The sequence below is a fragment of the Clostridioides difficile ATCC 9689 = DSM 1296 genome (genome assembly GCF_001077535.1).
Lineage (GTDB): Bacteria > Bacillota > Clostridia > Peptostreptococcales > Peptostreptococcaceae > Clostridioides > Clostridioides difficile.
This window is the reverse complement of record NZ_CP011968.1, coordinates 3,642,561-3,668,360: the sequence shown is the minus strand read 5'-3', so window position 1 is coordinate 3,668,360 and position 25,800 is coordinate 3,642,561. Positions and strand designations below refer to the sequence as shown.

Here is a 25,800-nt window from a genome sequence, read left to right as displayed (position 1 = left end):
GGTGTATAAAATGACAATACAAGATTATATGTTAGAAACACCAGTTAGAATGAGAGAAATTATATCTAATGCAGATAGCTTATTTAATGAAGTTAAGAGAACAAATCTAAAAAAGATTATAATAACAGGTTCAGGTACTAGCTATCACTCAGGAGTGCAAGTGCAACCATATTTACAAAATTTATTAGATATAGATGTTGTGAAAATGTATCCATTTATGATAACTGAAGATACATTCAAGTTTGATAATGAAAATACCCTAGTAGTAGGTGTATCTCAAGGTGGGAGTAGTTATTCTACATACAACGCTATGAAGTTAGCTGAAGATAAGGGCTGTAAAATAGCATCTATGGCAGGTTGTAAGAATGCTTTAATAGATGAGATTTCTGATTATATATTAACAGTAAATTGTGGTGAAGAAAAATCTGGAGCTAAAACAAAAGGATATTATTGTACAAAGTTAAACTTAATGTTATTAGGTCTTCAAATAGCTAGAGAAAAAGGTATAATATCTAGTGAAAAGTACAATGAGGAAATAAATAAGATATTAGACGCAATTAATAGATTTGAAGCAGTGTATAAGCTCTCTAAACAATGGATTGAAAGAAACAAAGAAAAGTTAGTTAATTCTAAAGAAATAAGAATAATAGGTCACTCTGATATATATGGAGATACATTAGAAGCAGCATTAAAATTATTGGAAACAATGAGAATACCTGTAACTGGGTATGAGTTTGAAGAGTTTATACATGGTATATATAATGCTATAAATAGTGATTCTACTATATTTATACTAGATACAGGAAAAGAACCTAGAGTAACTAAGATGATTGATGTACTTTCTGGTTGGACGGAAAATGTATTTGCTATAGGTAGAGATGTTACAGAAAATGATAAAAATTTAAAGATTGATATCACAGATAATCCTTACTATCAAACATTTAATTTTATAGTACCTATACAACTAATATGTGGGGAAATACCTACATTAAGAGGTGTAGACCCAAGTGTTCCAAAAGATACTAGGTTCCACATGAAGTTAGGTAGCAAGAAACTGAATAAGTAACAAAAAAAGAGGTTGTCTCAAAATAGAGATAAGCCTCTTTTTTACTAGATAAGCTCTTTTTTACTGTTGAAATGATGAAAATATATTTGATTTTCTATAAAAAAGAGTGCCTCATGAACTAAAAAGTTAATTTTGAGACACCCACTTTTATCTTATTTTAAACTAAAATATTTATATATTAGTGTGCATTATTTTTTTTATTGCTGTCTTCCTTACTTGAGCAAGAATTAGCACTTGGACATCCAGAACAAATAGAACATCCACTACAGACATTTCCGTTTTTTGTAGACTTGAATTTATTAAACAGAATAAAGAGTGCAAGGACTATAATTATTCCACCTATCAAAGCTTCTATTATTGAATTACCCATAAATAGTACTCCACCTATACTTTTAACTATAAAAGCCATTATCCATGCTAGTATAAATTGATATGCAAATGATGTAAACATCATTTTATTGCCATATTCTTTTTTCATAGTTGCAAGTGCAGCTATACATGGAGTATATAAAGCAGTAAATATCAAGAATGTATATGCAGTAACTCCATTAAATATTGTTGGTAAGACAACAGTTAGATTACCATATAGTATATTTAAAGAGTTTACTACGATTTCTTTTGCTCCAAGACCACTTAAAATAGCAACTGAAGTTCTCCAATCATCAAAACCAAGAGGTTTGAATATAGGAGATATAATATGACCTAGAGTAGCCAAGAAGCTTACATTTATATCTTCTGTATATCCAAAAACATTGAATGAAGAAAGTCCCCAAATTACGACTGACATTGCAAACATGACAGTAACAACTCTTATCAAGAAACCTTTTGATTTATTCCAAGTATTTTTAATAAGTGCATCTATAGTAGGGATTCTATATTCTGGTAATTCTAATATAAATGGTTCAGCCTCTGTTTTAAAGGCTGTTTTATTTAAGAATAATGCAACTACAATTGCCATAACTATACCCACCAAATACAGTGATGTAGTTACTAAAGCAGCATTATGTGGAAAGAATATAGCTACAAATAGTGCATATATAGGTAGCTTTGCTCCACAAGTCATAAGTGGTGCAATAAGAGCTGTAACTCTTCTATCTTTTTCGCTTTCCAATGTTCTAGTTGCCATTATAGCTGGAGAAGAACATCCCATACCCATAACTATAGGTATAAAAGCTTTACCAGATAGACCAACCTTTCTCATAACTTTATCCATTAAAAATGCTGTTCTTGACATATATCCACTATCTTCAAACAACGATATACCAAAGAATAATGTAAATATTAAAGGGAAGAATGGTAAAGTACCACCAACACCTCCAATTATTCCATCAACTATAAGTGATTTAAACCATGGGCTAGAGTTAGATAACATATCACTAACAGGTGCAGAAATATAAGCCTCTATAAGACTAGCAAATCCCTCTTGTAGTGGACCTCCGACCCAGTCAAAGGTAAATTTAAATAAGAGGAACAATACACCAATAAATATCGGATATGCTAATATAGGATTCAAGACTATATTGTCTATCTTATCACTGATAGATTTCTTTTGTGTATATGTAGTTTTTGTACATCTTGATAAAATGGATTCTAATTTTTTATATGTTTCTGTTTCACTTCCAAAGTTTTTCTGATATATAAAAGCTTTTTGCGTAGCTCCCTTAATCTCTTCTTCTATCCTATCAACACCATTTTTCTTTTTTGCTATAATTGGAACAACAATTACTCCAAGTTCTTCACTTAATTTTTTGGCATCTATATTAACTCCTTTAGATTCTGCAATGTCTAACATATTAAGCAATATAACTATAGGCTTGTTAAATTGCATAAGTTGAGTTGTTAAGTAAAGGTTTCTTGATAAATTAGAAGCATCAACTACATTTACTATTACATCAACATCTTCATTTTCTAAATATGATTTAGAAACCTTTTCTTCATTTGAGAAAGTATCCATTGCATATATACCAGGTAAATCGACAACCTTTATCTCTTTTCCAAGAAATCCTTCTTTTTTTTCTATAGTAACACCAGGCCAGTTACCTACATATTGATTTGAACCTGTAAGTAGATTAAAAACAGTAGTTTTACCGACATTTGGGTTTCCTAATAATGCTACATTAATCACGGGTAGCTCCTCCTCTATTATTGTAAAGAAATATTTTTAGCATCAGATTTTCTAATCGCAAGGTCAAAGCCTCTAAATCTAATTATAATTGGGTCTCCAAGTGGGGCAACCTTTTTAACTTCTATTTCAGTACTATTTATACATCCAAGTGCAAGCAATCTTTTAGATAATTTAATATCTCCATCTATACTATTAATAAATCCTTTTTCTCCTATTTTTAAATCGTAAACAGTCATTATTAACACCTCCTAATGAAATTCATTATCATTAAAATTGTAACAAGTATGATACAAAAAGTCAAGATTTATAGAGGTAATTGCACATTGAAATAACTAATATTTATTCTAAATAGATTAAAAATATTTTAGTCTAAATTAGGTGTTTTTATATATTTTGTATTATAATGTAAGATGATAGATAAAATTTGGAGGAGTTAACTTAATGAAAACTAGAAAAATGACATTTTTAGGTCTTATGATAGGGTATAGTTTAGCTTTATATGTATTAGAGACATATATACCAAATCCTCTTATAGTTATATTTCCAGGGGCAAAATTGGGTTTGAGCAATATTATAACTTTAATTTCATTAATGTTGTTAGGTGTCAAAGATACTGTTATAATTGTTACTATCAGGGTAATTTTGTCATCAATATTTGCAGGCCCTTTATCATATCTACTATTTAGTATAGGAGGAGCTTATCTGAGTCTTTTATTTATGTATTTAGCGAGTAAAATAAAAGATTTATCACTAATAGGGATAAGCATTATAGGTGCAATAGGGCATAATATAGGTCAATTAATAGTTGCAAGTTTAATCATAGAAAATATACTTGCTATAGGGTACTTACCATTTATGTTAATGGCATCATTAGTAACTGGTATGTTTGTAGGCTTAGTATCCAGGTATACAATACCTAAATTAAAGCATTTTTATAGTAAGTTTTATTGACATAATATTGACAAAATATAATATTGTTTGATAAAATGTATATAAAAATATACAAATTTGTAATAGTGGTGATTATTATGGCGAACAATGAATTAGAAGCGTTAAAAAATGAGATTGAAGCAGTTAGGGAAGAGATAAATACATACATAGAATATCCAGAAATATTTCAAGAAGAGTTAGTAGAATCAAGTAAGAAAATAGATATATTAATAAATAAATACATGTACCTAAGCAAATAGCCCACAGTTGTGGGTTTTTTTGTATCAAAAATTAACAGATGGCTATATTTTACATATATTAATAATAATATTAAGATATAAAATAGTATTTCTGATGTGTAAATTATCTGTAGGACATAAGTTGTAATTAAGTCAGGAGGGTTTTATATTATGATTGATATAGGAAGTAAGGAGATAGCAATAAGGTTACTATTAGCACTAATAATAGGAGGAATAATAGGCTTAGAGAGAGAAAAAATAAGACAGTTTGCAGGATTTAGGACACATATACTAATTGCAATAGGTTCTTGTATTGTTTCAATAACTTCGATTCAATTATTCTTTGATTATAATTTGTATACAAATGCTGACCCAGCAAGAATGCCTGCTCAAGTATTATCTGGAATTGGTTTTTTAGGTGCAGGAGCAATTTTAAAAAATAAAGGTGGAGTAAAAGGGCTTACTACAGCTGCTGGGATGTGGGCAACTGCATGTATTGGTATAGCAGTTGGATATGGTTATTATGAATTGGCAATTCTAGGTGGATTATTTGTAATGATAGCATTATTTGTGCTTAGGATAATCAATACGTTTTTATTTAGCCAAGAAAAGAATGTGTTGATATTAAAATTAAGCAATTTGGACTCTATACCTTTTTTATATGATAAATTTGAAAAAAATCAACTTATCGTAAGAAATATGGAAATAGAATGTCGTAATGAAGAATACTGGAAGGTTAATTTTTTTGTATCTTATGCTAAGAGAATACACTTACACGACGTTATGAAAGAAATAAATATGATAGAAGGAGTAATAAATGTAGATTATTTGGACTAAAATATATACAATATATTTTGTAAAGTGAATAAAATATAAAACAAATTAAAATAGAGGTGTATGATATGGGAACTGATAGAAGTACAATAGAAGAAAAGTACAAATGGAAGATAGATAAGATGTACTCCAGTAAAGAGGAAATTGAAAAAGACATAAGTAAAGTAAAAAATCTTATCCAAGAAGTAAAAGAATATAAAGGGAAGCTTTCTGAGAGTAAGGAGAACTTATATAAAGTATTAAATATCTCTGAAAATGCATCTAGGATTGTTCAAAATTTATATGTATATACTCATATGAAACAACATGAAGATACTAGAATTAATGATAATCAAGGAAGAGCCACTAAGACAGAAATGTTATCTACTGATTTAGGTGTGGCTACTTCTTATATAGTTCCAGAAATACTGGCGATAGAAGAGAATAAGTTAAGTGAATACTTAAAAGATGAGAAGCTATCCTTTTATGCAAAATATATAAAGGATATATTGAGAGATAAACCACATACTTTGAGTGAACGAGAGGAAGAAATACTTGCAGCTACATCAGAATTATCGACAATTCCAGAAAATGTATACGATATGTTAGCATATGCAGATATGGAATTTCCTGAGATAGAAGATGAGGAGGGGAATAAGGTTAAGCTTTCTCATTCAAACTACTCTTTATTTATAAAAAGTAAGAATAGTAGAGTTAGAAAAGACGCTTTTGAAGGTGAATTTTCAACATATGAGAAATATAAAAATACATTTGCCTCAACGCTTTATGGTGGAATAAAATCAGAGATATTTTACGCAAAAACTAGAAAGTATAATTCAGCAATAGAAGCGTCTTTATTTTCAGATGATGTAAGTTTAGATGTTTACAATAATCTTATATCAGCTATAGATAAAAGTATTCCTAATCTAAATAAATATGTTGAGCTTAAAAAGAAATTTTTAGGATTGAATGAAATACACATGTATGATTTGTATGTTCCTTTGACAGATAAATTTGACATGGATATACCATATGATAAAGCACAGGATATCATATTAGAGGCACTTAAACCTTTAGGAGAAGAATACTTGAAGATCATAAAAAGTGCTTTTGATGAAGGGTGGATTGATGTATATGATAATGAAGGTAAAAAAGGAGGAGCTTATTCTTGGGGAAGTTATGATTCACATCCTTATATATTAATGAGCTATAAAAATGACCTTAATTCTCTATTCACTTTAATTCATGAATTAGGGCACTCTGTTCACAGTCATTATTCAAGAACAAGTCAACCATTTTTATATTCGGACTATAAGATATTCGTTGCAGAAGTTGCATCTACATTAAATGAATTACTTCTTATAAATTATTTATTAGAAAATTCTAAGTCTAAGGATGAAACTATATACTTATTAAATTATTATTTAGAACAATTTAGAACTACAGTTCATAGACAAACTATGTTTGCTGAATTTGAAAAAATTGTACATCAAAGGGTAGAGAGTGGAGAACCACTTACTGCTGATGAATTTACTAATATATACTACAAATTAAATGAAAAGTATTATGGAAAATCTGCAATAGTAGATAAACAAATAGGAATAGAATGGGCGAGAATACCTCATTTTTATTCAAACTTCTATGTATATAAGTATGCCACAGGGTTTTCTGCTGCAAGTGCTTTAAGTCAACAGATACTTTCAGAAGGAAGTACTGCAGTAGATAGATATATAAACTTCTTAAAAAGTGGAGGGTCAGAATACCCACTAGAACAATTAAAATCTGCTGGTGTAGATATGACGAAAAAAGAATCTATAGAGGAAGCCTTAAATGTATTTGCTGAATTAGTTAATAAACTAGAAAAAGAATTATAGGATGTGATAGGTTGATAGCTTCAATGAAGACTTCTGATAATATGAGTTGTATTATGTTTATATCTGCCTAAAGTAACTTTAAAAAGTTAATCTAATTAAGAATAAATCATATAAAATTAAGTTTTTACATGTATTTAACAATATTTACATTTACTTAACCCTGCTCTAATATTCATTTAACAAAGAATCTGTATTATTAAAATATAGAAAAATGACAACAAAAAATTAAAATATAAGCGGGGGTAAGTAAAATGTTTAAAAAGAAAATAGGCGTTCTTTTAGCTAGTACAATGTTAGTTGGAGCTTTAGCAGTAGGATGTGGCTCTAACTCAGGAGATTCAGGAGATTCAAGCAAAGTTTCTGTTTCAGGTTCAACTTCAATAGGTCCTCTTATGGAAACTATCGGAGAAAAGTTTCAAGAAAAAAATCAAGGTGTTAGTGTAGAAGTACAACAGATTGGTTCTTCTGGAGGTATAAAAAATGCTATAGAAGGAACATCTGAAATAGGAATGAGTTCAAGAGATTTAAAAGATGAAGAAAAAAGTGCTGGATTAAAGGAAACTAAAATAGCAATAGATGGTATAGCATTGATAACTAATACTGCAAACTCAGTAAAAAATCTGACAATGGACCAAGTTAAAGGTATATATACAGGAAAGATTACTAACTGGAAAGAAGTAGGAGGAAATGATGCACCAATAGTAATAGTATCAAGAGAAGAAGGTTCAGGAACTAGAGATGGATTCCAAGAAATTGTAGGGTTTGATTCAGAAGAACTAACTAAAGATGCACAAATAAGTGATGGTTCAGGAAATATAAAAACTACAGTTGAAGGAAATGAAAATGCTATAGGATATATATCATTTGGATATGTTGATGAGAAAGTAAATAGTTTAAAAATAAATGATGTTGAAGCAACTGATGCAAATGTAATAGCTAATAAATATCCAATATCAAGACCATTTATATTAGTTAATAAAGAAGATGGTTTGTCAGAAAAAGGTAAAGCTTTAATAGATTATATATTAAGTGATGAAGGACAAGCACTTGTTTCAGAAAAAGGATTTATTAAAGTTAATCAATAACAAGAGTTATAATATAAAGTAAACATATAATACCCTGTGAGATAAGCTCATAAAAATGATGCTTTAACTTGCAGGGTATTGTCTATTATTGAATGTAGAAATATAAATATCTTTAGATAAAATAGGTATTTTAGTATCTTATCTCTAAGAATATGGAAATATTGACAAAATAATATTACAATGTTAGAATAAAAAAGAAATTTATGAAAATATATAAAAGATTTTTAATAAAAATATTTTAGAAACTGAGAAGTATATCTTATTATTGGGCATCTAGAGATATATGGAGTTAGTGGTGCAACCGGCTATGAATATAATTTTTATATTGCATAGTCTTTTTTTGTTTTAAAATTAACAAATATGTTGCAAAATTTGAAAATAGGAGTATTAGTCGTTAAGATTTTTATTGATAGGTAAAATTTTGGCTTTTAAAGTAGCCATTTGTTGGAAAAGGGAAATTTTTTTAAAAGAATAATAGTATTATAATAAGAAAATAAAGTTTTTATAAACATTGAGATGCAGAATATAAACCTTTTGTAACAATATATTTACCAAAATAATACAATTTATTTTATATTATAACCATATAAATCATATAAATCAATACTCAAACTAGCCAATAGACAAGTTTCTAGAAAAATAATAAATTTATACGTGAAAATGACTTTAAGCTCCATTCTCCAACAATCGGAGACTTTAATTAGTATTTAATAATGAATCTTAATGTTTAATACAATATTCAAGAATTATTCAAAAATACTTAAGTATTATAGTCTAGTTTGTAAAGATATTATAAAATAATAATACCAGTTATATATGAAAATAAAACATTATAATTTGTAATAACTATAAAACTTGGAATTATAATTAAAATACCTTTGAATGGAGTGGTGTAATGTATAATTTACTGGTTGTAGATGATGATGTTGATATTTTAAACATAAATCAAATTTATTTTTCTAATATAGGTTTTAATGTATATACATCAGAGACTGCTAAAGATGCTATGGATATAGTAGAGAGTATAGTTTTAGACTGTATAATTTTGGATATTTCATTGCCAGATATAGATGGATATAAAATGTGCAATGATATAAAAGAAAAGGTTAACATACCTATAATATTTTTATCTAATTATGAGCATGAAGAAGAAAAAGTTCGGGGATTTTTAGCTGGGGGGGATGATTATATAACAAAACCCTATAGTTTAAAAGAACTTGAACTTAGAATATATGCTCGTATGAGGCAGTACAAAAATATTACATCAGTTCCTAATGTGTTAAAGTTTTCAGCGTTAGTAATAAATGTAAATTCAAGAAAAGTAACTTTTGATGGAGAAAGTATAGATTTAACTACTATGGAATTTGAAATATTATTGTTTCTAGCTGAAAACAAAGAACAAGTATTTTCGAAGATAGAGATATATAACCAAGTTTGGAAAATGCCTGATATTGGAGATCAACATACAGTGCAGGTTCATATTGCACAGATGAGAAAAAAAATTAATTCTTTAAGCAGGGAGCATCAATACATTCAAACCGTATGGGGAAAAGGATATAAGTTTGTACCATAAGTGAGATACTGTAATTAATAAATAGTTCTTGTTTTATTTAATACTACTATGAAAGAGATGTGGTTGATACAATGAAAAAGTATAATATACTAAAAGGAACTCTCATTGTATTGATAGTCTCTCTGTTGGCAATAACAGGATTAAATCTTCTGTATAAATATGATAATAAATATACATATAAGTCTATTAGAGCAAGTAATGGAATTTTAACTATAGATAATGATACTTTCACTAAAGGTAAACTTGTCTTTTTGATAGATGACTGGGAGTTTTATAATCATAAAATATTTAAACCGAATGATTTTACAGAGCAAGATATAAAACCAGAATATGTTTTTATAGGTCAATATCCAGATTTTTCCATGAGAAAGGGGACTCAGTCACCATATGGGAATGCTACTTATCGTATGAGAATAAAAAATGAAGGCAAGGATAAGCTACTAAGTTTAGAGCTTCCTGAGATTTTTTCCGCAAGTGAAGTATGGATAAATGGAGAAATGGTTTCTAAATTAGGAGATGTAGGAACAGAAAAATATAGACCCAAAATTAAAAATTCAGTAGTAAGTTTTATTGCAAAGAAAAATACAGAAATTATAATCAATGTATCGAATTTTTCACATTATTATAGTGGTTTGTATTATCCGCCTGCATTAGGAGAAACAAAGGACATAAGTAATATGATGTTTTATCGATTACTTTTTTATAGTATAATTTGCTTCACAACTTTTGCAATAGCTATATTTTCATTGTCTGTATGGTTTCTTTCAAACAAAAGTAAAATTTACTTATATTTTGGATGTATGTGTGTTTTCTTTGCCATCCATGTATCCTATCCCTTTGTACATTTGTTAGGACTGCCTTTGGTAAGCTTTACATATGCGGTTGAAGATTTGTCATATTTTATGGTAGTTTTATGTATTATTTGTATAAATGGAAGTATATCCAAAATAGAAGAAAATAAAGTGTACAGATTTTTAATTTTACCATTAGGAATTACAATGAGTATCATATCTATAGTGATACCAATTATTCTTTTTCCATATGATATGTACTTTGTCAACATATATGGGAAGTTAATAGACATATATAAATATATTGTATTTATATATATATTAATGTCTTCGCTGGTTTCAATATATAAAAAGACATGCTCTGAGCATATAAGTTCTTATATTTTAGTTTCAGTAAACACTGTTTTTGGAATTAGCATATTATTTGATGCAGTTACGAGTAATAGATTTGAGCCTATATTTACAGGGTGGCAAACAGAATATTGTGGGTTTGTAATTGTTATTTTATTTTCTGTTATGATGATAAACAGGAATAGAATAATAATAAAAGAGAATGAAAAACTTACAAGGAATCTTGAACATGAAGTTGAAGTGAGAACTAATGAACTTACAACATTGTTAAATGAACGTAAAAGATTCTTGGCAGATGTAGCACATGATTTAAAGGCACCTGTTTCGGCTATACAAGCATTTATAGATTTGATAAAGGTTGGTAATATTCATGTAGATGAAGAGACAAGAACCTATCTTTATGCTATAAATCAAAAGTCAAATGAAGTACAAAATAGAGTACGTAGTTTGCAAGAATTTACATCACAAGATAAAAGCATTGGTATTAGTGAAAAAATATGTCTGAATAATTTTATTAAAGAGATATATGAAAATAATTTGCCAGATACACAAGCATGTGGTGTAAACTTTGAAGCTTACGTATTGGAGAAAAAAATATATGCAAAGATAAATAAAGAGATGCTTACAAGAGCATTTGAGAATTTAATTTATAATGCTTTGACCTTTACTCCATTTGATGGAAAGATAATTTTATCAATGGATAAAGAAGATGGATTTGCAATTATTAAAATTTCTGATAATGGAAAAGGTATACCTCCAGAAAATATACCAAAGGTATTTGACAGATTCTTTACAGAAAGAGACAATAATGAGCCAAAAGGGCAAGGGTTAGGGCTATATATTGTCAAATCCATTATAAGAGAGCATGGTGGAGAAATCTTTGTAGATTCAGAACTAGGAAAAGGAACTGTTTTTACAATAAAATTAAGTCTATGTTTTTTATAATAATAGCTTATTTAATATAAAAGAATAATGATATTTGGGAGTGATTATAATGCAAACTAAGATATTGATAATAGATGGAGACAAGGATAATTGCCAGAAGCTAAAAGGATTTCTGGAGGAAAAAGGAATAAGTATAGATTTAGCATATAATTGTGAAGAAGCTATTGGAAAAATATTTAGCAATAAATATGATTTAATATTTTTAGAAATAATTCTAAGTGATGGTGATGGATGGACTCTTTGTAAAAAAATTAGAAATGTAACTACTTGTCCAATTGTTTATATGACTTATATAAATGAAGACCAAAGCATTTTAAATGCTTTAAATTCTGGTGGAGACGATTACTTAATAAAGCCTCTAAATTTAGAAATATTATACGCAAAAGTAAAAGCTATTTTAAGAAGAATGAACTCATATGTAAATAATAATGAAAATAATACAAAATTAGAGGAATATAATAGAACTAGTGGAGTAATAAAGTTAGAAGATAAAATAATAAAATTGACTCCAACAGAAAATAAGTTGTTAAACTTTTTTATAGAGAATCCTGAAAAGACTTTGACTACTAAAGAGATATATGAACATGTATGGATGAATGAATACTTAGAGGATAACTATAGTGTGGTAGTTGCAGTGAATGGATTAAGAAAGAAAATAGAGAAAGATTATAAAAATCCTCAGAAAATTATAACAATAAGAGGAGCAGGATATTATTTTAATAAAGAATAATAAATATATTAATATCATTAATAATTGTTATAAATGTGAAATACTAACGATATCTAAACTAAATTATTATAAAATAGCTGACTGTAATTTAATTGATAAAGCCTATTCTTCTAGACTTTGCCAATTAAATTACAGTCAGTTTTATTATATAAAAAAATGCGTAACAGAACTATTATTTTATAGATTATATTTGAAAAGATAAATAAATTGTATATCTAAATCTATATATTATTTTTTACCTTTAATATATATTAAATAATAAAATAGTTAAATAATAAGATTAAGAATTTCTTAATAAATCCAGAAGATGCTTTCGATTATATAATATTTTATATTTTTATATTATTAATTATATGTGTTGCAATTGCTGCACCTACTTTTTCTGGTGAGTATCAGACACAATCAGATAGCATCCTTCGTTGTACGAAACATGGACATATTCGTCTAGCGTTTACTAAAATATTAGCTCTATTTTCTATATTTATAATAATGTTTGTTATATGTATTTCTATCCATTTGGCAATTTCTGATTTAGCTTTTGGTACTGAATGTTTGAAAACCTCATTTCAAATGTTGTTTTCTGTAATTAGTCTAGTAAATATAAATTTACTACAAGCACAGATTCTTATAGCTATTGGTGGTCTAATTTCAATACTTGCAATGGTTAGTTTAACATTATTTTTATCTGCAAAATGTAAGGATTCTCTTACTTCTATGCTGATTGCTTTTTCTATTTGCTTAATTCCTATGGGAATAGGTGTTAGTTGGATTGGATACCTATTACCACCAGGGGGAATTGGTTTTAAGATTAGTTTATTATATCAAATGACATCATTTAATTTCTTACACTTAGGAGGTATGAGTTTTTGGACACCACACATTATACTGTTTTTCTCAGTGATAGAAATACCTATTTTTATATTTTTGGCTATTCGTACCTATTGCAAACATCAAGTATCGTAACAATTTGATGGAAATAATAGTGATATAAACTAGAGGATACAATAATTATATATGTAGTATAAAAGTTAAATTTAGTTAACAAATCTTAATAGCAGATATAGGTAATAAATTATACATAAACTGTATTATTATCTATATCTGCTATTTTAATATAGAGAAACAACAGTATATTGTAAAGTAAATGTCAAATATAGTTTTAAAAGTAAAATTAATGTTAAAAAGTAAATATAATTTTACACTTGCTTAACTTAATCCTAATATAGATTTAACTTAAAAAAAGTAGAATAAAAGTATAGGAAATTTGATGAAGACGAATTATAAAAAATTAAATTTTGAATACAGAACGAAAATCGATAAGTATATTTTAATGGGAGGGTATTATGATAGTAAAATCTAGATTAGTAGGTTTAGAAAAAAATGACAATAATGGCAATAAGACAAAATACGTAATTGAAAAAGTAGCAAAAAATATTTTTCTACTTAGTGCTTTAGTAGCAGTTGCAAGTTTACTTTTGATAATAGGATTCGTATTTTATAAAGGATTAAGACCATTTATATTTGAAGGATATTCATTTATAGACTTTTTAACTGGTGCAGATTGGGTTCCTTCTGCCAATAAATTTGGAATATCATCTATGATAGTAGCATCAATATTTGCAACACTTGGAGCACTTGTGATAGGAGTACCTGTTGGTATATTAACCTCTGTATTTATAGCAGAAGTAGCACCTAAAAGATTAGCAAAAATAATGTCACCAGCAGTTGAACTTTTAGCAGGTATACCTTCAGTATTATATGGTGTATTTGGTCTTGCAGTGATAGTTCCAACTATACAAAGTATATTTAATCTTCCAAAAGGTCAAAGTTTGTTAGCAATAGTAATAGTATTAGCAGTAATGATGTTACCAACAATAATATCTGTATCAGAAACAGCAATAAGAGCAGTACCAAAAGCATACAAAGAAGGTTCATTAGCACTTGGTGCATCAAAAATAGAAACAATATTCAAAGTTGTATTACCTGCTGCAAAATCTGGAGTATTAGCCGCAGTAGTGTTAGGAGTAGGAAGAGCTTTAGGTGAAACAATGGCAGTAATACTTGTTGCAGGCAACTCACCAGTTATGCCAACTGCAATAACAGATAGTGTAAGACCACTTACAACTAATATAGCACTTGAAATGGGATACGCATTTGGTACACATCAAGAAATGCTATTTGCAACTGGAGTAGTATTGTTTACATTTATATTAATTTTAAACTTAGTTTTAAATAAACTTTCAAATAAGGCGGTAAATTAAGATGAGAAAGTTCAAAGAGAATCTATTGAAGTCATTAGTATATCTATCAGCACTATTTACAATAGTATCATTAGTAGTTATAGTGGGATTTATATTTATAAAGGGAATTGGCAACATGAATTTTAATTTCTTATTTAGCAATTATTCAGCATCAGGTGATGGTGGTATACTTCCAATGATAATTACAACATTATATACAGTAGTGGTTTCTATAGTTGTAGCAACTCCTATAGGAATATTGGCTGCTATATATTTACAAGAATATGCTAAAAAAGGAAAAGCAGTTACAGCTATAAGATTTGCAACTGAAAGTTTATCAGGGATACCATCTATAGTATATGGATTATTTGGAGGAATTTTCTTTGTAGTTACATTAAAAATGGGATATTCCATAGTTGCAGGTTCACTTACAGTTGCAATAATAATATTACCAGTAATAATTCGTACAACAGAAGAAGCTTTAAAAACAGTTCCTCAAGCTTATAGAGAATCATCATTGGCATTAGGAGCTACAAAATTTCAAACTTTATATAAGGTAGTACTTCCAAGTGCAATACCAGGAATTTTATCTGGAGTAATCTTATCAGTTGGTCGTATAATTGGAGAATCAGCTGCAATATTACTTACAGCAGGTACTGTAGCCAAGATGCCAGGTGGAATATTTGATAGTGCAAGAACATTAACTGTACACTCATACTTACTGACTAAAGAGAGTGGAGATATAGCAACAGCAGCCAGTATAGGAATTGTTTTAATAGTAATTGTATTAGCACTAAACATGCTAGCAAGATTTGTTGCTAAGAAATTAAATAAAGCTAATTATTAAATTTAAGAGGTGTGAATAATGGAATTAATCGATAAGATAAAAATGAGTGTAAAAGATTTGGATTTATTTTATGGTGATAAGCAAGCATTAAAGAAAATAAATATGGATATAAAAGAGAATAAGGTTACTGCTTTAATAGGTCCATCTGGATGCGGAAAATCAACTTTTATAAGAACGTTAAATAGAATGAATGACTTAATCGAAGATGTAACAATTAAAGGAAACATTTCTGTTGATGGAGAGGACATATATACCTCAGATGATGTTATAAATCTTCGTACTAAAGTAGGAATGGTATTTCAAAAGCCAAATCCATTTCCTATGAGTATATATGATAATGTGGCATATGGTCCTCGTACACATGGACTAAGAGATAAGAAGCAATTAGATAAAATTGTAGAAGAAAGCTTAAAAGGTGCAGCTATTTGGGATGAGGTTAAAGACAGGCTTAAATCATCTGCACTAGGACTTTCTGGTGGTCAACAACAGCGTATATGTATAGCAAGAGCAATTGCTATGAGACCAGAAGTTATTCTTATGGATGAACCTACATCTGCTTTAGACCCAATTTCAACATTAAAAGTAGAGGAACTTATAGAGGATTTAAAAAAAGACTACACAATAGTCATAGTTACACATAATATGCAACAAGCTGCTCGTATATCAGATGAAACAGCTTTTTTCTTAAATGGAGAGGTTATAGAATTTAGCGATACAAAAACTATGTTTACCACTCCTGTAGATAAAAGAACAGAAGACTATATAACAGGTAGATTTGGTTAAAATATATAACTATAAAGGAGTTAGACAATGGTCAATAATAGTTTAGATATAAGTATTGATACTTTAAAAGAACAAACAGTGCTTATGATGGAAAAATGTGAAGAAGCAATAGAAAAGTCTGTGACTTGTATGATAGAGAAGGATTTAGAGGGTGCAAGAAAAGTAGTAGAAGATGATGAAGAAATAAATAAATTAAGAGAAGAAATAAGAGATAAGAGTATAGAGCTAATAGTATTAAAGCAACCAATGGCAAGGGACTTAAGATTTATTTATTCATTAGGTAATATATCTATAGAGCTGGAAAGAATAGGAGATTATGCAGCAAATATAGCTAGAGAAATGTTGAAGATAGGTGGAGAGGCTTATATAAAAGAGCTAATAGATATTCCTAAGATGGCAAAAGAATGTAAGTCTATGATGTCTCAGACTAGAGAAGCTTTAATCTTATTTGATGCAAGTATAGCTTATGATGTTGGAACTAAAGATGATATTGTAGATGGATTGTATGAACAAGTACAAATTGATTGTTTAAAAATAATGCATGAAAACTCAAATACCATAGACCAAGGTGTAAAACTTCTACTTATAGGAAGATACCTTGAAAGAATTGGAGACCATATAACAAATGTATGTGAGAAGATAATTTTTGCAATTGAGGGTAAAATGGTTGAGATAGGATAAAAAACTGCTTTAAAGCAGTTTTTTTATTGTCTAAATTAAGAAAGAATTGATAAAAAAATATGATTAATGGGTAAATTTAAAAAATTGTGATATACTAGGAACATATTAAATATGAGGATGCGTATTTTATATAAGGTGCTTTTTAGGAGGTGGAACTTTGAAACTTCAAAAGATGGGTATGAGGACTATAAAAACAGGAATTAGTGTCACTTTATGTATGATTCTTGGTGACTATTTAGTAGAGAATATGTTTTATTCTCTGGTAGCATGTATAATTTCTGTTCAAGATACAGTAAAAGGTTCTTTAAAGACGGGAATCAATAGAGTGGAAGGTACTATTTTAGGTGGTATAATAGGATTCATATTTGCAATCATTAAAGCTGGAGACCCATTTTTATGTGGTCTAGGAGTAATGTGCTCAATATATTTATGCAATCTGTTTAAAATAAAGTCAGTAGTAGTTGCCTGTGTAACCTTTCTGGCTATACATCTAGGTGTAGGAAATAGTGACCCTGTGTATTATTCTTTACATAGGGTGTTAGATACATCTGTGGGTGTTTTGTTTGGAGTACTTGTTAATTATTATGTTGCTAGACCAAATTATCTAAATAGTGTTATAGATGAGTTTAAAAAGATAGAAGAACTTTCAATGTTGCTTATTGAAGATAAAATTCTTAGAAAAGAAAATTTAAATGTAGAGAAATTTGAAGAAGAAGTAGAAAAATTAGAAGAAATATATTCAAAACTTATTGATGAGTTGGATTATAGTTTGAGTGAAACTAATATAGAAAAAATTGAGAATGCCTTAAGGATATGTAGAGAAATACATTTTCATATGCAGTCTATAGAGTTACTTGAAAATAAACTTTATTTGAAAGAGCATACATATAAATACCTTAAGAAAACATATAATGTGGATAAGCTAGACTGGAATATAGATGAAGAAAAAAGCCCTGTATTCAACTATCATCTAATGAAAATAATGATTGAAATAGAGTTGTTGAGAAAGCTAAATAAATCATATTAATAATAGTAGTTAAATAATAAATAAAAAATAGTATCTTTGTAAATATTAAACATATATAAGTTTAATTTATGGAGGTACTATTTTTTATGAATACTAGAAATGACAATTCTAAAATACTAGAAATATATAAAATGAAGCTTTTTGGCGAACTTGTAAAAGCAGTGTGGAATGATGATATAGAGGATATTGAAAACTTACCTAATAAAATTTTAAATGAAGATTTAAAGGATAATTTAAATAATTATTTTAGTGGAAAATTTGATAAAGATACTATGGTAAATTTAATTAGGGTAACTATGGGATTGGATGTGACAGAAGATACAGATAAAAATTTAAAAGAGTCACTACATGAAGCTGTAAATTTAGATGAAGTCAAAAGACCAATAATATCTGTAATATCAGATGCTTGCAAATATTGTGATGAAAATAATAAGGAAGATGAGTCATGTAAGATAAGAAGTAAGCATATTAATTGTAATGAGGAAGATGTATGTAGTGCTTGTGGTGATTGTGTATCAAGATGTAAGTTGGGTGCAATTTCAGATAAAATAGAATTTATACCAATGATAAAATTGTTAAAAGATATAAAGAGCCCTGTATATGCAATAGTTGCACCAGCTTTTGTAGGACAGTTTGGGAAAGATGTAAGCCCTGGTAAATTAAGAACTGCATTAAAAAAGATAGGATTTGAAGATATGATAGAAGTTGCTTTGGCAGCAGATATGCTTACTGCAAAAGAAGCATATGATTATTATGAGCATATGAAAAAGGACGAAGAAGGATGCTTTATAACTAGTTGTTGCTGTCCTATTTGGGTTAGTTTGATACAAAATAGTTTTCCTCAGATATTGGAAAATGTATCACCATCCGTTTCTCCTATGATTGCTTGTGGGAGAGCTGTAAAAATTTTAAATCCAGATGCTAAAGTTGTATTCATAGGTCCTTGTATGGCAAAAAAGAAAGAGGCAATGTTAGAAGATATAAAAGATGCAGTTGATTTTGTGCTTACATTTAAAGAGTTGCAAGAAATATTTGATGCATTAGAGTTAAATCCAGCAATAATGGATGAGAGTAATAGAGTAGAGGCGTCCCTTTCAGGTAGAGTTTATGCTAGAACAGGAGGTGTAAGTAAAGCAGTTAAGTTATCAGTTAGAAGAATTGACAAAAATATAAAATTTGAAGAAAAGGCATTTGAAGGAACAAAAGAGTGCATGGACGGTCTAAAGAAAGTTCTAAATAAAGAAATAGAAGCTACATTTATAGAAGGAATGGGGTGTGTAGGAGGCTGTGTAGGAGGTCCGAAGCGTATTTTAAGTGTGGAAGAAGGTACTAAGAATGTTGATGAATATAGTGAAAGTACGAATATGGAAACTCCATTTGATAATTTAAATGTATTACAATTTTTAACTTCTTTGGGAATCAAAAGAGTAGAATCTTTAGGAGAAAAAGAAGAAGAAAAGGTTAAAAAAATATTTAGTAGAGATATAAAAAGTAATAAGAAAGAGAATAAATATAAAAAATAACTTTTTAAGTCTTAAACTTATGCTTTTATAAAAGGGAGATATGGGGGATGAAAATTAAAGATAATAAGGCTGTTTTTCATGTATTTATAAGGATATTTATTATAGCTGTTTTAATTTTAACTGGAACATTATTGGAGGAAAAAATTAATAATGTTCCAGTTGAAAATATAAGTTCAAAAGGTGAAAATACACTGGAACTGCTTTCTCAAAGTAATACTTTAGGAGAAATCATATACAAAGCATCTCAAGAAGAAACAAAAGGTCCAGGGGCTACTTCTGAAAAAGTAGCATACATAACAATAGATGATGGTCCATCAAAATATACAAATGCACTACTTGATATTTTAAAAGAAAATGATGTCAAAGCGACATTTTTCATGCTTAATCAGAATATGAAAAACCACAAGGAAGAAGTAAGGAGAGTCTTGGAAGAAGAAAACTCAATAGGTTTTCATAGTGTAAGTCATGATATACATAAGTTATATAAAAGCCCAGAAGTAACAGTTGGGGAATTTAATACATGCAATAATACTCTACAAGAAATAACTGGTCAGAGTTCAAAATTAATAAGATTACCATACGGAAGTAAACCATATATGCCAGAAGGTTCATATAATAAACTTATGGCAAATGATTATTTAATTTGGGACTGGAATTTGGATACACAGGATTGGAAGTCTTCTACAAGTCAGATAGTAAGTAATATATTATATTATGGAAGAAAAAGAGATGAATTAGTAGTATTAATTCATGAGAAAGAGCAAAGTTTAAATGCTTTAAATAATATTATAAGAATCTTAAAAGAGAGAGGATATACAATATTGCCAATTACAGAAAATATAACACCTAAAAATTTCTGGCAAGAAAACTTATAATAAATTTAAATATAGTAAAAGATAAAGTAAATTATTTATAAAATAAAACATATAATATAAAAAATACGAATAAGAGGTATACTGTAAGGATAATATAATATAAAATTAATGAGAAAGCATTAAAATTAAAATAAAATAATCTTGCAATTATTGACATTATAAGACAGAATAACTGTAAAAACATATTTTAAAATATAACAACTATATAAAAGAGAATAGACATAATTAAGAAAATTCAGAAAAAATAAAATAAAAATAATTGACAAAGAGAATAATATTTGTATATAATAATATGTAATATTAAAGACTGAGAAGAAGAGGAGTAAGTAAATACTACTAAAAGAGAGGAAAATTCACTGGCTGTAAGATTTTCTAAGTATAAGATTTACTGAATGTAGCTTTGGAGTTTCTAAACTGAACTATAAGTAAGTTTAGACGGTTAGAACCGTTAAATTCTTTGAGAGTCAAAGTTGATAAAATAACATTAACCAATAATTTAATTATATGTTAATGTATTTTAAGCTTTGGAATTAAGGTGGTAACGCGAGCTTTTCGTCCTTTTTAAAGAGGATGAAGAGCTCTTTTTTATTTCTAAAGATATTTAAAAAATTTATTTATAAAATACAGGAGGCAGGACAATGGAAAATACGAATTTATCAAAAACTTATAACCCAAAAGATTTTGAGGCTAGGCTATATAAAAAATGGATGGATGAAGGGTATTTTAAATCTAAACCAAATCCAGATAAAAAACCATTTACAATAATGATGCCACCACCAAATATAACAGGGCAATTGCATATGGGACACGCTCTTGACCATACACTTCAAGATATATTAATCAGATGGAAACGTATGGATGGATATGAAGCTTTTTGGCTTCCAGGAACTGACCATGCTTCTATAGCAACAGAAGTTAAAGTTGTTGAAAGAATAAAAAAACAAGAAGGCAAGACAAAGTATGAAATAGGTAGAGAAGAATTTTTAAAGAGAGCCTGGGAATGGAAAGATGAATTTGGAGGAAAAATATCTAATCAGCTTAAACAACTAGGTGATTCTTGTGATTGGGATAAAGAAAGATTTACTATGGATGAAGGGTGTAATGAAGCAGTTATAGAATTTTTTGTAAGCCTATATGAAAAAGGTCACATATACAGAGGAAATAGAATAATAAACTGGTGCCCAGATTGCAAAACTACTTTATCAGATGCAGAAGTTGAACATGAAGAACACGACGGAAACTTTTATCATATAAAGTACCCACTAAAAGATAGTGAAGACTTTTTAGAAATAGCTACAACTAGACCTGAGACAATGATAGGAGATACTGGTATAGCAGTAAATCCAGAAGATGATAGATATAAACATTTAATAGGAAAAACAGCAATACTTCCATTAGTAGGAAGAGAACTTCCAATAGTTGCAGATAGTTATGTTGATTTAGAGTTTGGAACTGGTGCAGTTAAGATGACTCCAGCACATGACCCTAATGATTTTGAAGTAGGATTAAGACATAATCTTGAGCAGTTAAATACTATGAATGAAGATGGAACTATGAATGAAGTTTGTGGAAAATATGAAGGTATGGATAGATTTGAGTGTAGAAAAGCTATCGTAGCAGACTTAAAAGAACAAGGTTACCTAATTAAGATAAAAGAGCATAATCATAATGTAGGAACTTGTTATAGATGCCATACAGTAGTTGAGCCTAGATTATCAGAGCAATGGTTTGTTAAGATGGAAGAACTTGCAAAACCGGCTATAGATATTCTTAAAAAAGGAGAATTAGAATTTGTTCCAGATAAATTTGATAAAACTTATTTACAATGGCTAGAAAATATAAGAGATTGGTGTATATCAAGACAATTATGGTGGGGTCATCAAATACCAGCTTATTATTGTCAAGAGTGTGGAGAAATAGTAGTTGCTAGAAAAATGCCAGATAAGTGTCCTAAATGTGGAAGCACTCATTTTAAACAAGATGAAGATGCTTTAGATACTTGGTTCAGTTCTGCATTATGGCCTTTCTCTACTCTAGGATGGCCAAATAAGACTGAAGCTTTAGATTATTATTATCCAACAAGTGTACTTGTTACAGGATACGATATAATATTCTTCTGGGTAGTTAGAATGGCATTTGCAGGTATGTTCTGTATGAATGAAAAGCCATTTGACCATGTTTTGGTTCATGGATTAGTAAGAGATTCTCAAGGTAGAAAAATGAGTAAATCTTTAGGAAATGGTATCGACCCATTGGAGATAATCGAGCAATATGGAGCTGATGCCCTAAGATTTACATTAACAACTGGAAATTCCCCAGGAAATGATATGAGATTCTATATGGAAAGAGTAGAATTTGCTAGAAACTTTGCAAATAAGTTGTGGAATGCATCAAGATTTGTATTTATGAATATTGATGAAGATATAATTAAAAACATGACTAGAGAAAGTGTTAAAGAGGACTTAACTCTAGCTGATAAATGGATAATATCAAGAGCAAATAATATTGTAAAAGAAGCAACTAATAACATGGATAAGTTTGATTTAGGAATAGCACTTCAAAAGATATACGATTTTACTTGGTCAGAATACTGTGACTGGTATATTGAAATGGTTAAACCTAGATTATATGGAGAAGATGCAAATGCTAAATCTGCAGCATTATATACATTAACTTATGTTCTTGAAAAAATATTAAAATTATTACATCCATACATGCCATTTATAACAGAGGAAATATATACTCATCTTCCTACTGTTGAAGGATGTATAATAGTATCTGAATGGCCAAAATATAATGAAGAAGATAACATGGCTGAAGAAGAAGATATGATGAACTTATTGATGGAAGGTATAAGAAGTATAAGAAATGTGAGAGCAGAAATGAATGTACCACCTTCTAAGAAAGCTAAATTGATAATAATCCCAAGTGAAGAAAAAATAGAAGCTATTGAGCTTGGTAAAGACTATTTTATAACTTTAGCATCTGCTTCAAATGTAGAGATAGCAAAAGATAAATCTAATGTTCCAGAAGATGCAGTTGGAGTAGTTATTGATGGTGTTGAAATATTTATACCTCTTAATGAATTAGTTGATTTTGAAAAAGAAATTGAGAGATTATCTAAAGAAAAGAAAAAGTTAGAAGGCGAAATAAAGAGAGTTAATGGAAAGCTTGCAAATCAAGGTTTCTTAGCAAAAGCTCCTGAAAGTTTAATTGAAGAAGAAAAAGCAAAAAAAGAAAAATTTGAAGAGATGATTAAATCTGTTGAGGAAAGATTAACAAATTTAGAATCTAAAATAAAATAAATATAAGAATTAGTAAAAACATACAAAAAGTATATATTCTATACTTTTTGTATGTTTTTCTTTATATATATACAAATATGATGTTATAATTCTTTACAGATGTGTTATATTTTTATTTTATGTTGTGAATATATGAATTTTATGTCTTAAAATTTATAAGCAATAAAAATTTGATATATTATGATGTTTAATATAGGGTAATAAATACATATTATATTTATTTTACTATATTTTTTTACATAATATATCTAGAAAAGTATAGGAATTTATCGTAATTTAAGTTTAAATATTAAAGAGAATTTCTATAAGTAGTTTAATCGACAATTTAAATTTATAAAGAAATTTAAATTTGAAAGCTAGTGAGTACAGTTTGGAAATTGAAATAAAGTAAACTAAATGATATTTTAGATTTGGAGGTGATATTATGTTCAGGGTAGTTATATGTGATGACGAAAAAATACAAAGAAGCATACTAAAAGAGTTTACAGAAAAACTTTTGTCTGAAAGATGTCTAAATTATCAAATACTGGAATTTTCCTGTGGAGAAGATTTAATATCCAAATACCCAGAAAAAATTGATATTATATTTTTAGATATCCAAATGAAAGATATCAATGGAATTGAGGTGGCTAAAAAAATAAGAAAGTTTGATGAAAAAGTAGAAATTATATTTACAACGGCTTTTTCAGAGTATGCCCCCCAAGGTTATGAGGTTCGTGCTTATAGATATTTAGTAAAGCCTATAGAGTATAGTAACTTTGCAATGGGTGTAAATCTTTGTATTGATAACCTTCAAAGAAAGAAGGAGCGTTATATAGTTTTAAATAGTAAAAAAGGATTTAATAGAATACTGATAGATTCTATTTTATATGTTGAAACTGTAAAGAGAGATTTAGTCGTACATACAATAGGTAGAGATTATAAAGCTAATATGAGCATGAAACAAGCAGAAAAATTACTGTGTGAAAATGGCTTTTTTAGATGTCATACAAGTTTTATTGTTAATTTAAGAAGAATAGAAGATCTTAGGGATAATATGATTACTATTAATGAACAATTTATACCTATAAGTAAGTATAGACTTAAAGATTTAAAAGTAGCATTAACAAGCTTGTTATGTGATATAATGTATTAATTTTAAAAAGGTAATTGAAAATATCGTAAAAAAGATTTAATGTCATCACAGGGCTATTGATTGAAACTGTCTTAATATATAAAATGTTATTTATATTAAGACAGTTTTATTATGCAAAATAGTAGTTTATAGATTTTTAATATGGTTTAACATGTATATGTAGAGTTTCCATTATAATAGCATGATTATTAATTAGTAGCTTGATTATCAATATACTATTATTGATTTTTATATGCATTATATGTATTTTTAGAATATGATTACCTTTTTAAAATAATGACTATTTATAAAACTCTATAGATATTTGTTTCATTTAGCTACGCATACTTTAATTAATTATATTAATATTTAATGGAGTACAATATAAATATTAAAGCGACATCTTATAGTTTATTGAACCTATAGTAATGAATTAATAAATAGTTTAATTCTATGAAAAGATTTCCTTTTATGCAATTTATTTATTGAAATATGATATAATATATAAAGGTGTAAGTATTAGTTGTTAAAATAATATTTATATTAGTTTTTATACATACTTGGTATAAGTTTTTCATATATTGATTAAAATTGATGTTGATTTATTATTTTTAGTATTTTTTCACCTTTTGATTCATACTTTGTAGAATGGTGTATTTTCTAAAACTGATTATAAGACAAGTTCATTCAAATTAGCATTTTTATATCATATAAATAATTGTTCCCCCTAAATAAGATTTAGATGTATAGTATTAAAATCAAAAAGTATAAAATAAAATTGATGCTTAATCATAGATAAATATTAATAAAATATACAAGGGGATTGTCTAATAAAAAGATAATCTCCTTTTTTACAAATAATTCTAAATTGTGATATAAATCT

The 25,800-nt window shown here is 28.1% G+C and carries 21 protein-coding genes, 1 riboswitch and 1 other annotated feature; of the genes, 19 read left to right on the top strand and 2 right to left on the bottom strand.

The features are described 5' to 3' along the window. Positions 1-10: 10 nt before the first annotated feature. Positions 11-1,066, top strand: a complete 1,056-nt coding sequence (locus CDIF1296T_RS17000; RefSeq protein ID WP_003432374.1) for an SIS domain-containing protein — start codon at positions 11-13, stop codon at positions 1,064-1,066. Between the two features lie 178 nt (positions 1,067-1,244). Here CDIF1296T_RS17000 and feoB read toward each other — a convergent pair whose 3' ends face one another. Both feoB and CDIF1296T_RS16990 read right to left on the bottom strand, forming a co-directional pair. Further along, entirely contained in the window at positions 1,245-3,191 is a 1,947-nt protein-coding gene (gene feoB, locus CDIF1296T_RS16995; protein ID WP_004453989.1) for a ferrous iron transport protein B, read from the bottom strand. 17 nt (positions 3,192-3,208) lie between these two features. After that, positions 3,209-3,427 (bottom strand): FeoA family protein, encoded by a 219-nt coding sequence (locus CDIF1296T_RS16990; protein WP_003417194.1) that lies wholly within the window; start codon positions 3,425-3,427, stop codon positions 3,209-3,211. A 205-nt stretch (positions 3,428-3,632) separates the two neighbouring features. Between CDIF1296T_RS16990 and CDIF1296T_RS16985 the strand changes: the two genes are divergently transcribed. The 18 genes from CDIF1296T_RS16985 (at position 3,633) to rgaR (ending at position 24,938) form a co-directional block, all read left to right on the top strand. Beyond that, the gene (locus CDIF1296T_RS16985) at positions 3,633-4,142 is read left to right on the top strand and encodes a Gx transporter family protein (RefSeq protein ID WP_003432371.1); all 510 of its coding nucleotides are present in this window, start codon (positions 3,633-3,635) and stop codon (positions 4,140-4,142) included. A 77-nt stretch (positions 4,143-4,219) separates the two neighbouring features. Continuing rightward, the gene (locus tag CDIF1296T_RS16980; RefSeq protein WP_009891746.1) at positions 4,220-4,381 is read left to right on the top strand and encodes an aspartyl-phosphate phosphatase Spo0E family protein; all 162 of its coding nucleotides are present in this window, start codon (positions 4,220-4,222) and stop codon (positions 4,379-4,381) included. 150 nt (positions 4,382-4,531) lie between these two features. After that, positions 4,532-5,197 carry an MgtC/SapB family protein gene (locus CDIF1296T_RS16975; RefSeq protein ID WP_004453991.1) on the top strand — a complete coding sequence of 222 codons (666 nt, stop codon included), beginning with the start codon at positions 4,532-4,534 and terminating at the stop codon, positions 5,195-5,197. A 65-nt stretch (positions 5,198-5,262) separates the two neighbouring features. Further along, a complete protein-coding gene (gene pepF, locus CDIF1296T_RS16970) occupies positions 5,263-7,047 on the top strand; it encodes an oligoendopeptidase F (protein ID WP_009898436.1) in 1,785 nt (594 codons plus the stop codon). A 251-nt stretch (positions 7,048-7,298) separates the two neighbouring features. Beyond that, positions 7,299-8,132: a phosphate ABC transporter substrate-binding protein gene (locus CDIF1296T_RS16965; protein ID WP_009898432.1), complete on the top strand. Its 834-nt coding sequence runs from the start codon at positions 7,299-7,301 to the stop codon at positions 8,130-8,132. A 232-nt stretch (positions 8,133-8,364) separates the two neighbouring features. Beyond that, positions 8,365-8,448: riboswitch (cyclic di-GMP riboswitch) on the top strand. 579 nt (positions 8,449-9,027) lie between these two features. After that, entirely contained in the window at positions 9,028-9,705 is a 678-nt protein-coding gene (cmrR, locus tag CDIF1296T_RS16960) for a response regulator transcription factor CmrR (protein WP_003417201.1), read from the top strand. A 71-nt stretch (positions 9,706-9,776) separates the two neighbouring features. Next, complete coding sequence (cmrS, locus tag CDIF1296T_RS16955) at positions 9,777-11,792, top strand: sensor histidine kinase CmrS (protein WP_009898430.1); 2,016 nt, start codon at positions 9,777-9,779, stop codon at positions 11,790-11,792. Positions 11,793-11,841: 49 nt separating this feature from the next. Continuing rightward, a complete protein-coding gene (cmrT, locus tag CDIF1296T_RS16950) occupies positions 11,842-12,522 on the top strand; it encodes a response regulator transcription factor CmrT (protein ID WP_003432361.1) in 681 nt (226 codons plus the stop codon). Positions 12,523-13,038: 516 nt separating this feature from the next. Then, positions 13,039-13,485, top strand: coding sequence for a hypothetical protein (locus CDIF1296T_RS16945; protein ID WP_009898392.1), 447 nt, complete (start codon positions 13,039-13,041; stop codon positions 13,483-13,485). Between the two features lie 380 nt (positions 13,486-13,865). After that, positions 13,866-14,783, top strand: coding sequence for a phosphate ABC transporter permease subunit PstC (gene pstC, locus CDIF1296T_RS16940; protein ID WP_004454007.1), 918 nt, complete (start codon positions 13,866-13,868; stop codon positions 14,781-14,783). 1 nt (position 14,784) lies between these two features. Then, positions 14,785-15,609: a phosphate ABC transporter permease PstA gene (pstA, locus tag CDIF1296T_RS16935; RefSeq protein ID WP_003432350.1), complete on the top strand. Its 825-nt coding sequence runs from the start codon at positions 14,785-14,787 to the stop codon at positions 15,607-15,609. 18 nt (positions 15,610-15,627) lie between these two features. Continuing rightward, on the top strand, positions 15,628-16,392 hold the full coding sequence (pstB, locus tag CDIF1296T_RS16930; protein ID WP_003432349.1) for a phosphate ABC transporter ATP-binding protein PstB: 765 nt from the start codon (positions 15,628-15,630) through the stop codon (positions 16,390-16,392). A 27-nt stretch (positions 16,393-16,419) separates the two neighbouring features. After that, entirely contained in the window at positions 16,420-17,073 is a 654-nt protein-coding gene (phoU, locus tag CDIF1296T_RS16925; RefSeq protein WP_003432348.1) for a phosphate signaling complex protein PhoU, read from the top strand. Positions 17,074-17,230: 157 nt separating this feature from the next. Then, positions 17,231-18,100, top strand: a complete 870-nt coding sequence (locus tag CDIF1296T_RS16920) for an FUSC family protein (RefSeq protein ID WP_009898391.1) — start codon at positions 17,231-17,233, stop codon at positions 18,098-18,100. An 86-nt stretch (positions 18,101-18,186) separates the two neighbouring features. Next, a complete protein-coding gene (locus CDIF1296T_RS16915) occupies positions 18,187-19,623 on the top strand; it encodes a [Fe-Fe] hydrogenase large subunit C-terminal domain-containing protein (RefSeq protein ID WP_009891715.1) in 1,437 nt (478 codons plus the stop codon). Positions 19,624-19,670: 47 nt separating this feature from the next. Then, positions 19,671-20,498: a polysaccharide deacetylase family protein gene (locus tag CDIF1296T_RS16910; RefSeq protein WP_009898389.1), complete on the top strand. Its 828-nt coding sequence runs from the start codon at positions 19,671-19,673 to the stop codon at positions 20,496-20,498. A gap of 300 nt (positions 20,499-20,798) precedes the next feature. Then, positions 20,799-21,061 (top strand) — a binding site (T-box leader). Between the two features lie 75 nt (positions 21,062-21,136). Next, positions 21,137-23,803, top strand: coding sequence for a valine--tRNA ligase (locus CDIF1296T_RS16900; RefSeq protein ID WP_004454011.1), 2,667 nt, complete (start codon positions 21,137-21,139; stop codon positions 23,801-23,803). A 424-nt stretch (positions 23,804-24,227) separates the two neighbouring features. Next, a complete protein-coding gene (gene rgaR / locus CDIF1296T_RS16895) occupies positions 24,228-24,938 on the top strand; it encodes a two-component system response regulator RgaR (protein ID WP_003432343.1) in 711 nt (236 codons plus the stop codon). Positions 24,939-25,800: the final 862 nt, after the last annotated feature.

What these genes read in the sequence shown, in the direction of transcription:
- CDIF1296T_RS17000 (WP_003432374.1), top strand. Translation starts at nt 11, where the DNA reads ATGACAATACAAGATTATATGTTAGAAACACCAGTTAGAATGAGAGAA.
- CDIF1296T_RS16990 (WP_003417194.1), bottom strand. Translation starts at nt 3,427, where the DNA reads ATGACTGTTTACGATTTAAAAATAGGAGAAAAAGGATTTATTAATAGT.
- CDIF1296T_RS16985 (WP_003432371.1), top strand. Translation starts at nt 3,633, where the DNA reads ATGAAAACTAGAAAAATGACATTTTTAGGTCTTATGATAGGGTATAGT.
- CDIF1296T_RS16980 (WP_009891746.1), top strand. Translation starts at nt 4,220, where the DNA reads ATGGCGAACAATGAATTAGAAGCGTTAAAAAATGAGATTGAAGCAGTT.
- CDIF1296T_RS16975 (WP_004453991.1), top strand. Translation starts at nt 4,532, where the DNA reads ATGATTGATATAGGAAGTAAGGAGATAGCAATAAGGTTACTATTAGCA.
- pepF (WP_009898436.1), top strand. Translation starts at nt 5,263, where the DNA reads ATGGGAACTGATAGAAGTACAATAGAAGAAAAGTACAAATGGAAGATA.
- CDIF1296T_RS16965 (WP_009898432.1), top strand. Translation starts at nt 7,299, where the DNA reads ATGTTTAAAAAGAAAATAGGCGTTCTTTTAGCTAGTACAATGTTAGTT.
- cmrR (WP_003417201.1), top strand. Translation starts at nt 9,028, where the DNA reads ATGTATAATTTACTGGTTGTAGATGATGATGTTGATATTTTAAACATA.
- cmrS (WP_009898430.1), top strand. Translation starts at nt 9,777, where the DNA reads ATGAAAAAGTATAATATACTAAAAGGAACTCTCATTGTATTGATAGTC.
- cmrT (WP_003432361.1), top strand. Translation starts at nt 11,842, where the DNA reads ATGCAAACTAAGATATTGATAATAGATGGAGACAAGGATAATTGCCAG.
- pstC (WP_004454007.1), top strand. Translation starts at nt 13,866, where the DNA reads ATGATAGTAAAATCTAGATTAGTAGGTTTAGAAAAAAATGACAATAAT.
- pstA (WP_003432350.1), top strand. Translation starts at nt 14,785, where the DNA reads ATGAGAAAGTTCAAAGAGAATCTATTGAAGTCATTAGTATATCTATCA.
- pstB (WP_003432349.1), top strand. Translation starts at nt 15,628, where the DNA reads ATGGAATTAATCGATAAGATAAAAATGAGTGTAAAAGATTTGGATTTA.
- phoU (WP_003432348.1), top strand. Translation starts at nt 16,420, where the DNA reads ATGGTCAATAATAGTTTAGATATAAGTATTGATACTTTAAAAGAACAA.
- CDIF1296T_RS16915 (WP_009891715.1), top strand. Translation starts at nt 18,187, where the DNA reads ATGAATACTAGAAATGACAATTCTAAAATACTAGAAATATATAAAATG.
- CDIF1296T_RS16910 (WP_009898389.1), top strand. Translation starts at nt 19,671, where the DNA reads ATGAAAATTAAAGATAATAAGGCTGTTTTTCATGTATTTATAAGGATA.
- CDIF1296T_RS16900 (WP_004454011.1), top strand. Translation starts at nt 21,137, where the DNA reads ATGGAAAATACGAATTTATCAAAAACTTATAACCCAAAAGATTTTGAG.
- rgaR (WP_003432343.1), top strand. Translation starts at nt 24,228, where the DNA reads ATGTTCAGGGTAGTTATATGTGATGACGAAAAAATACAAAGAAGCATA.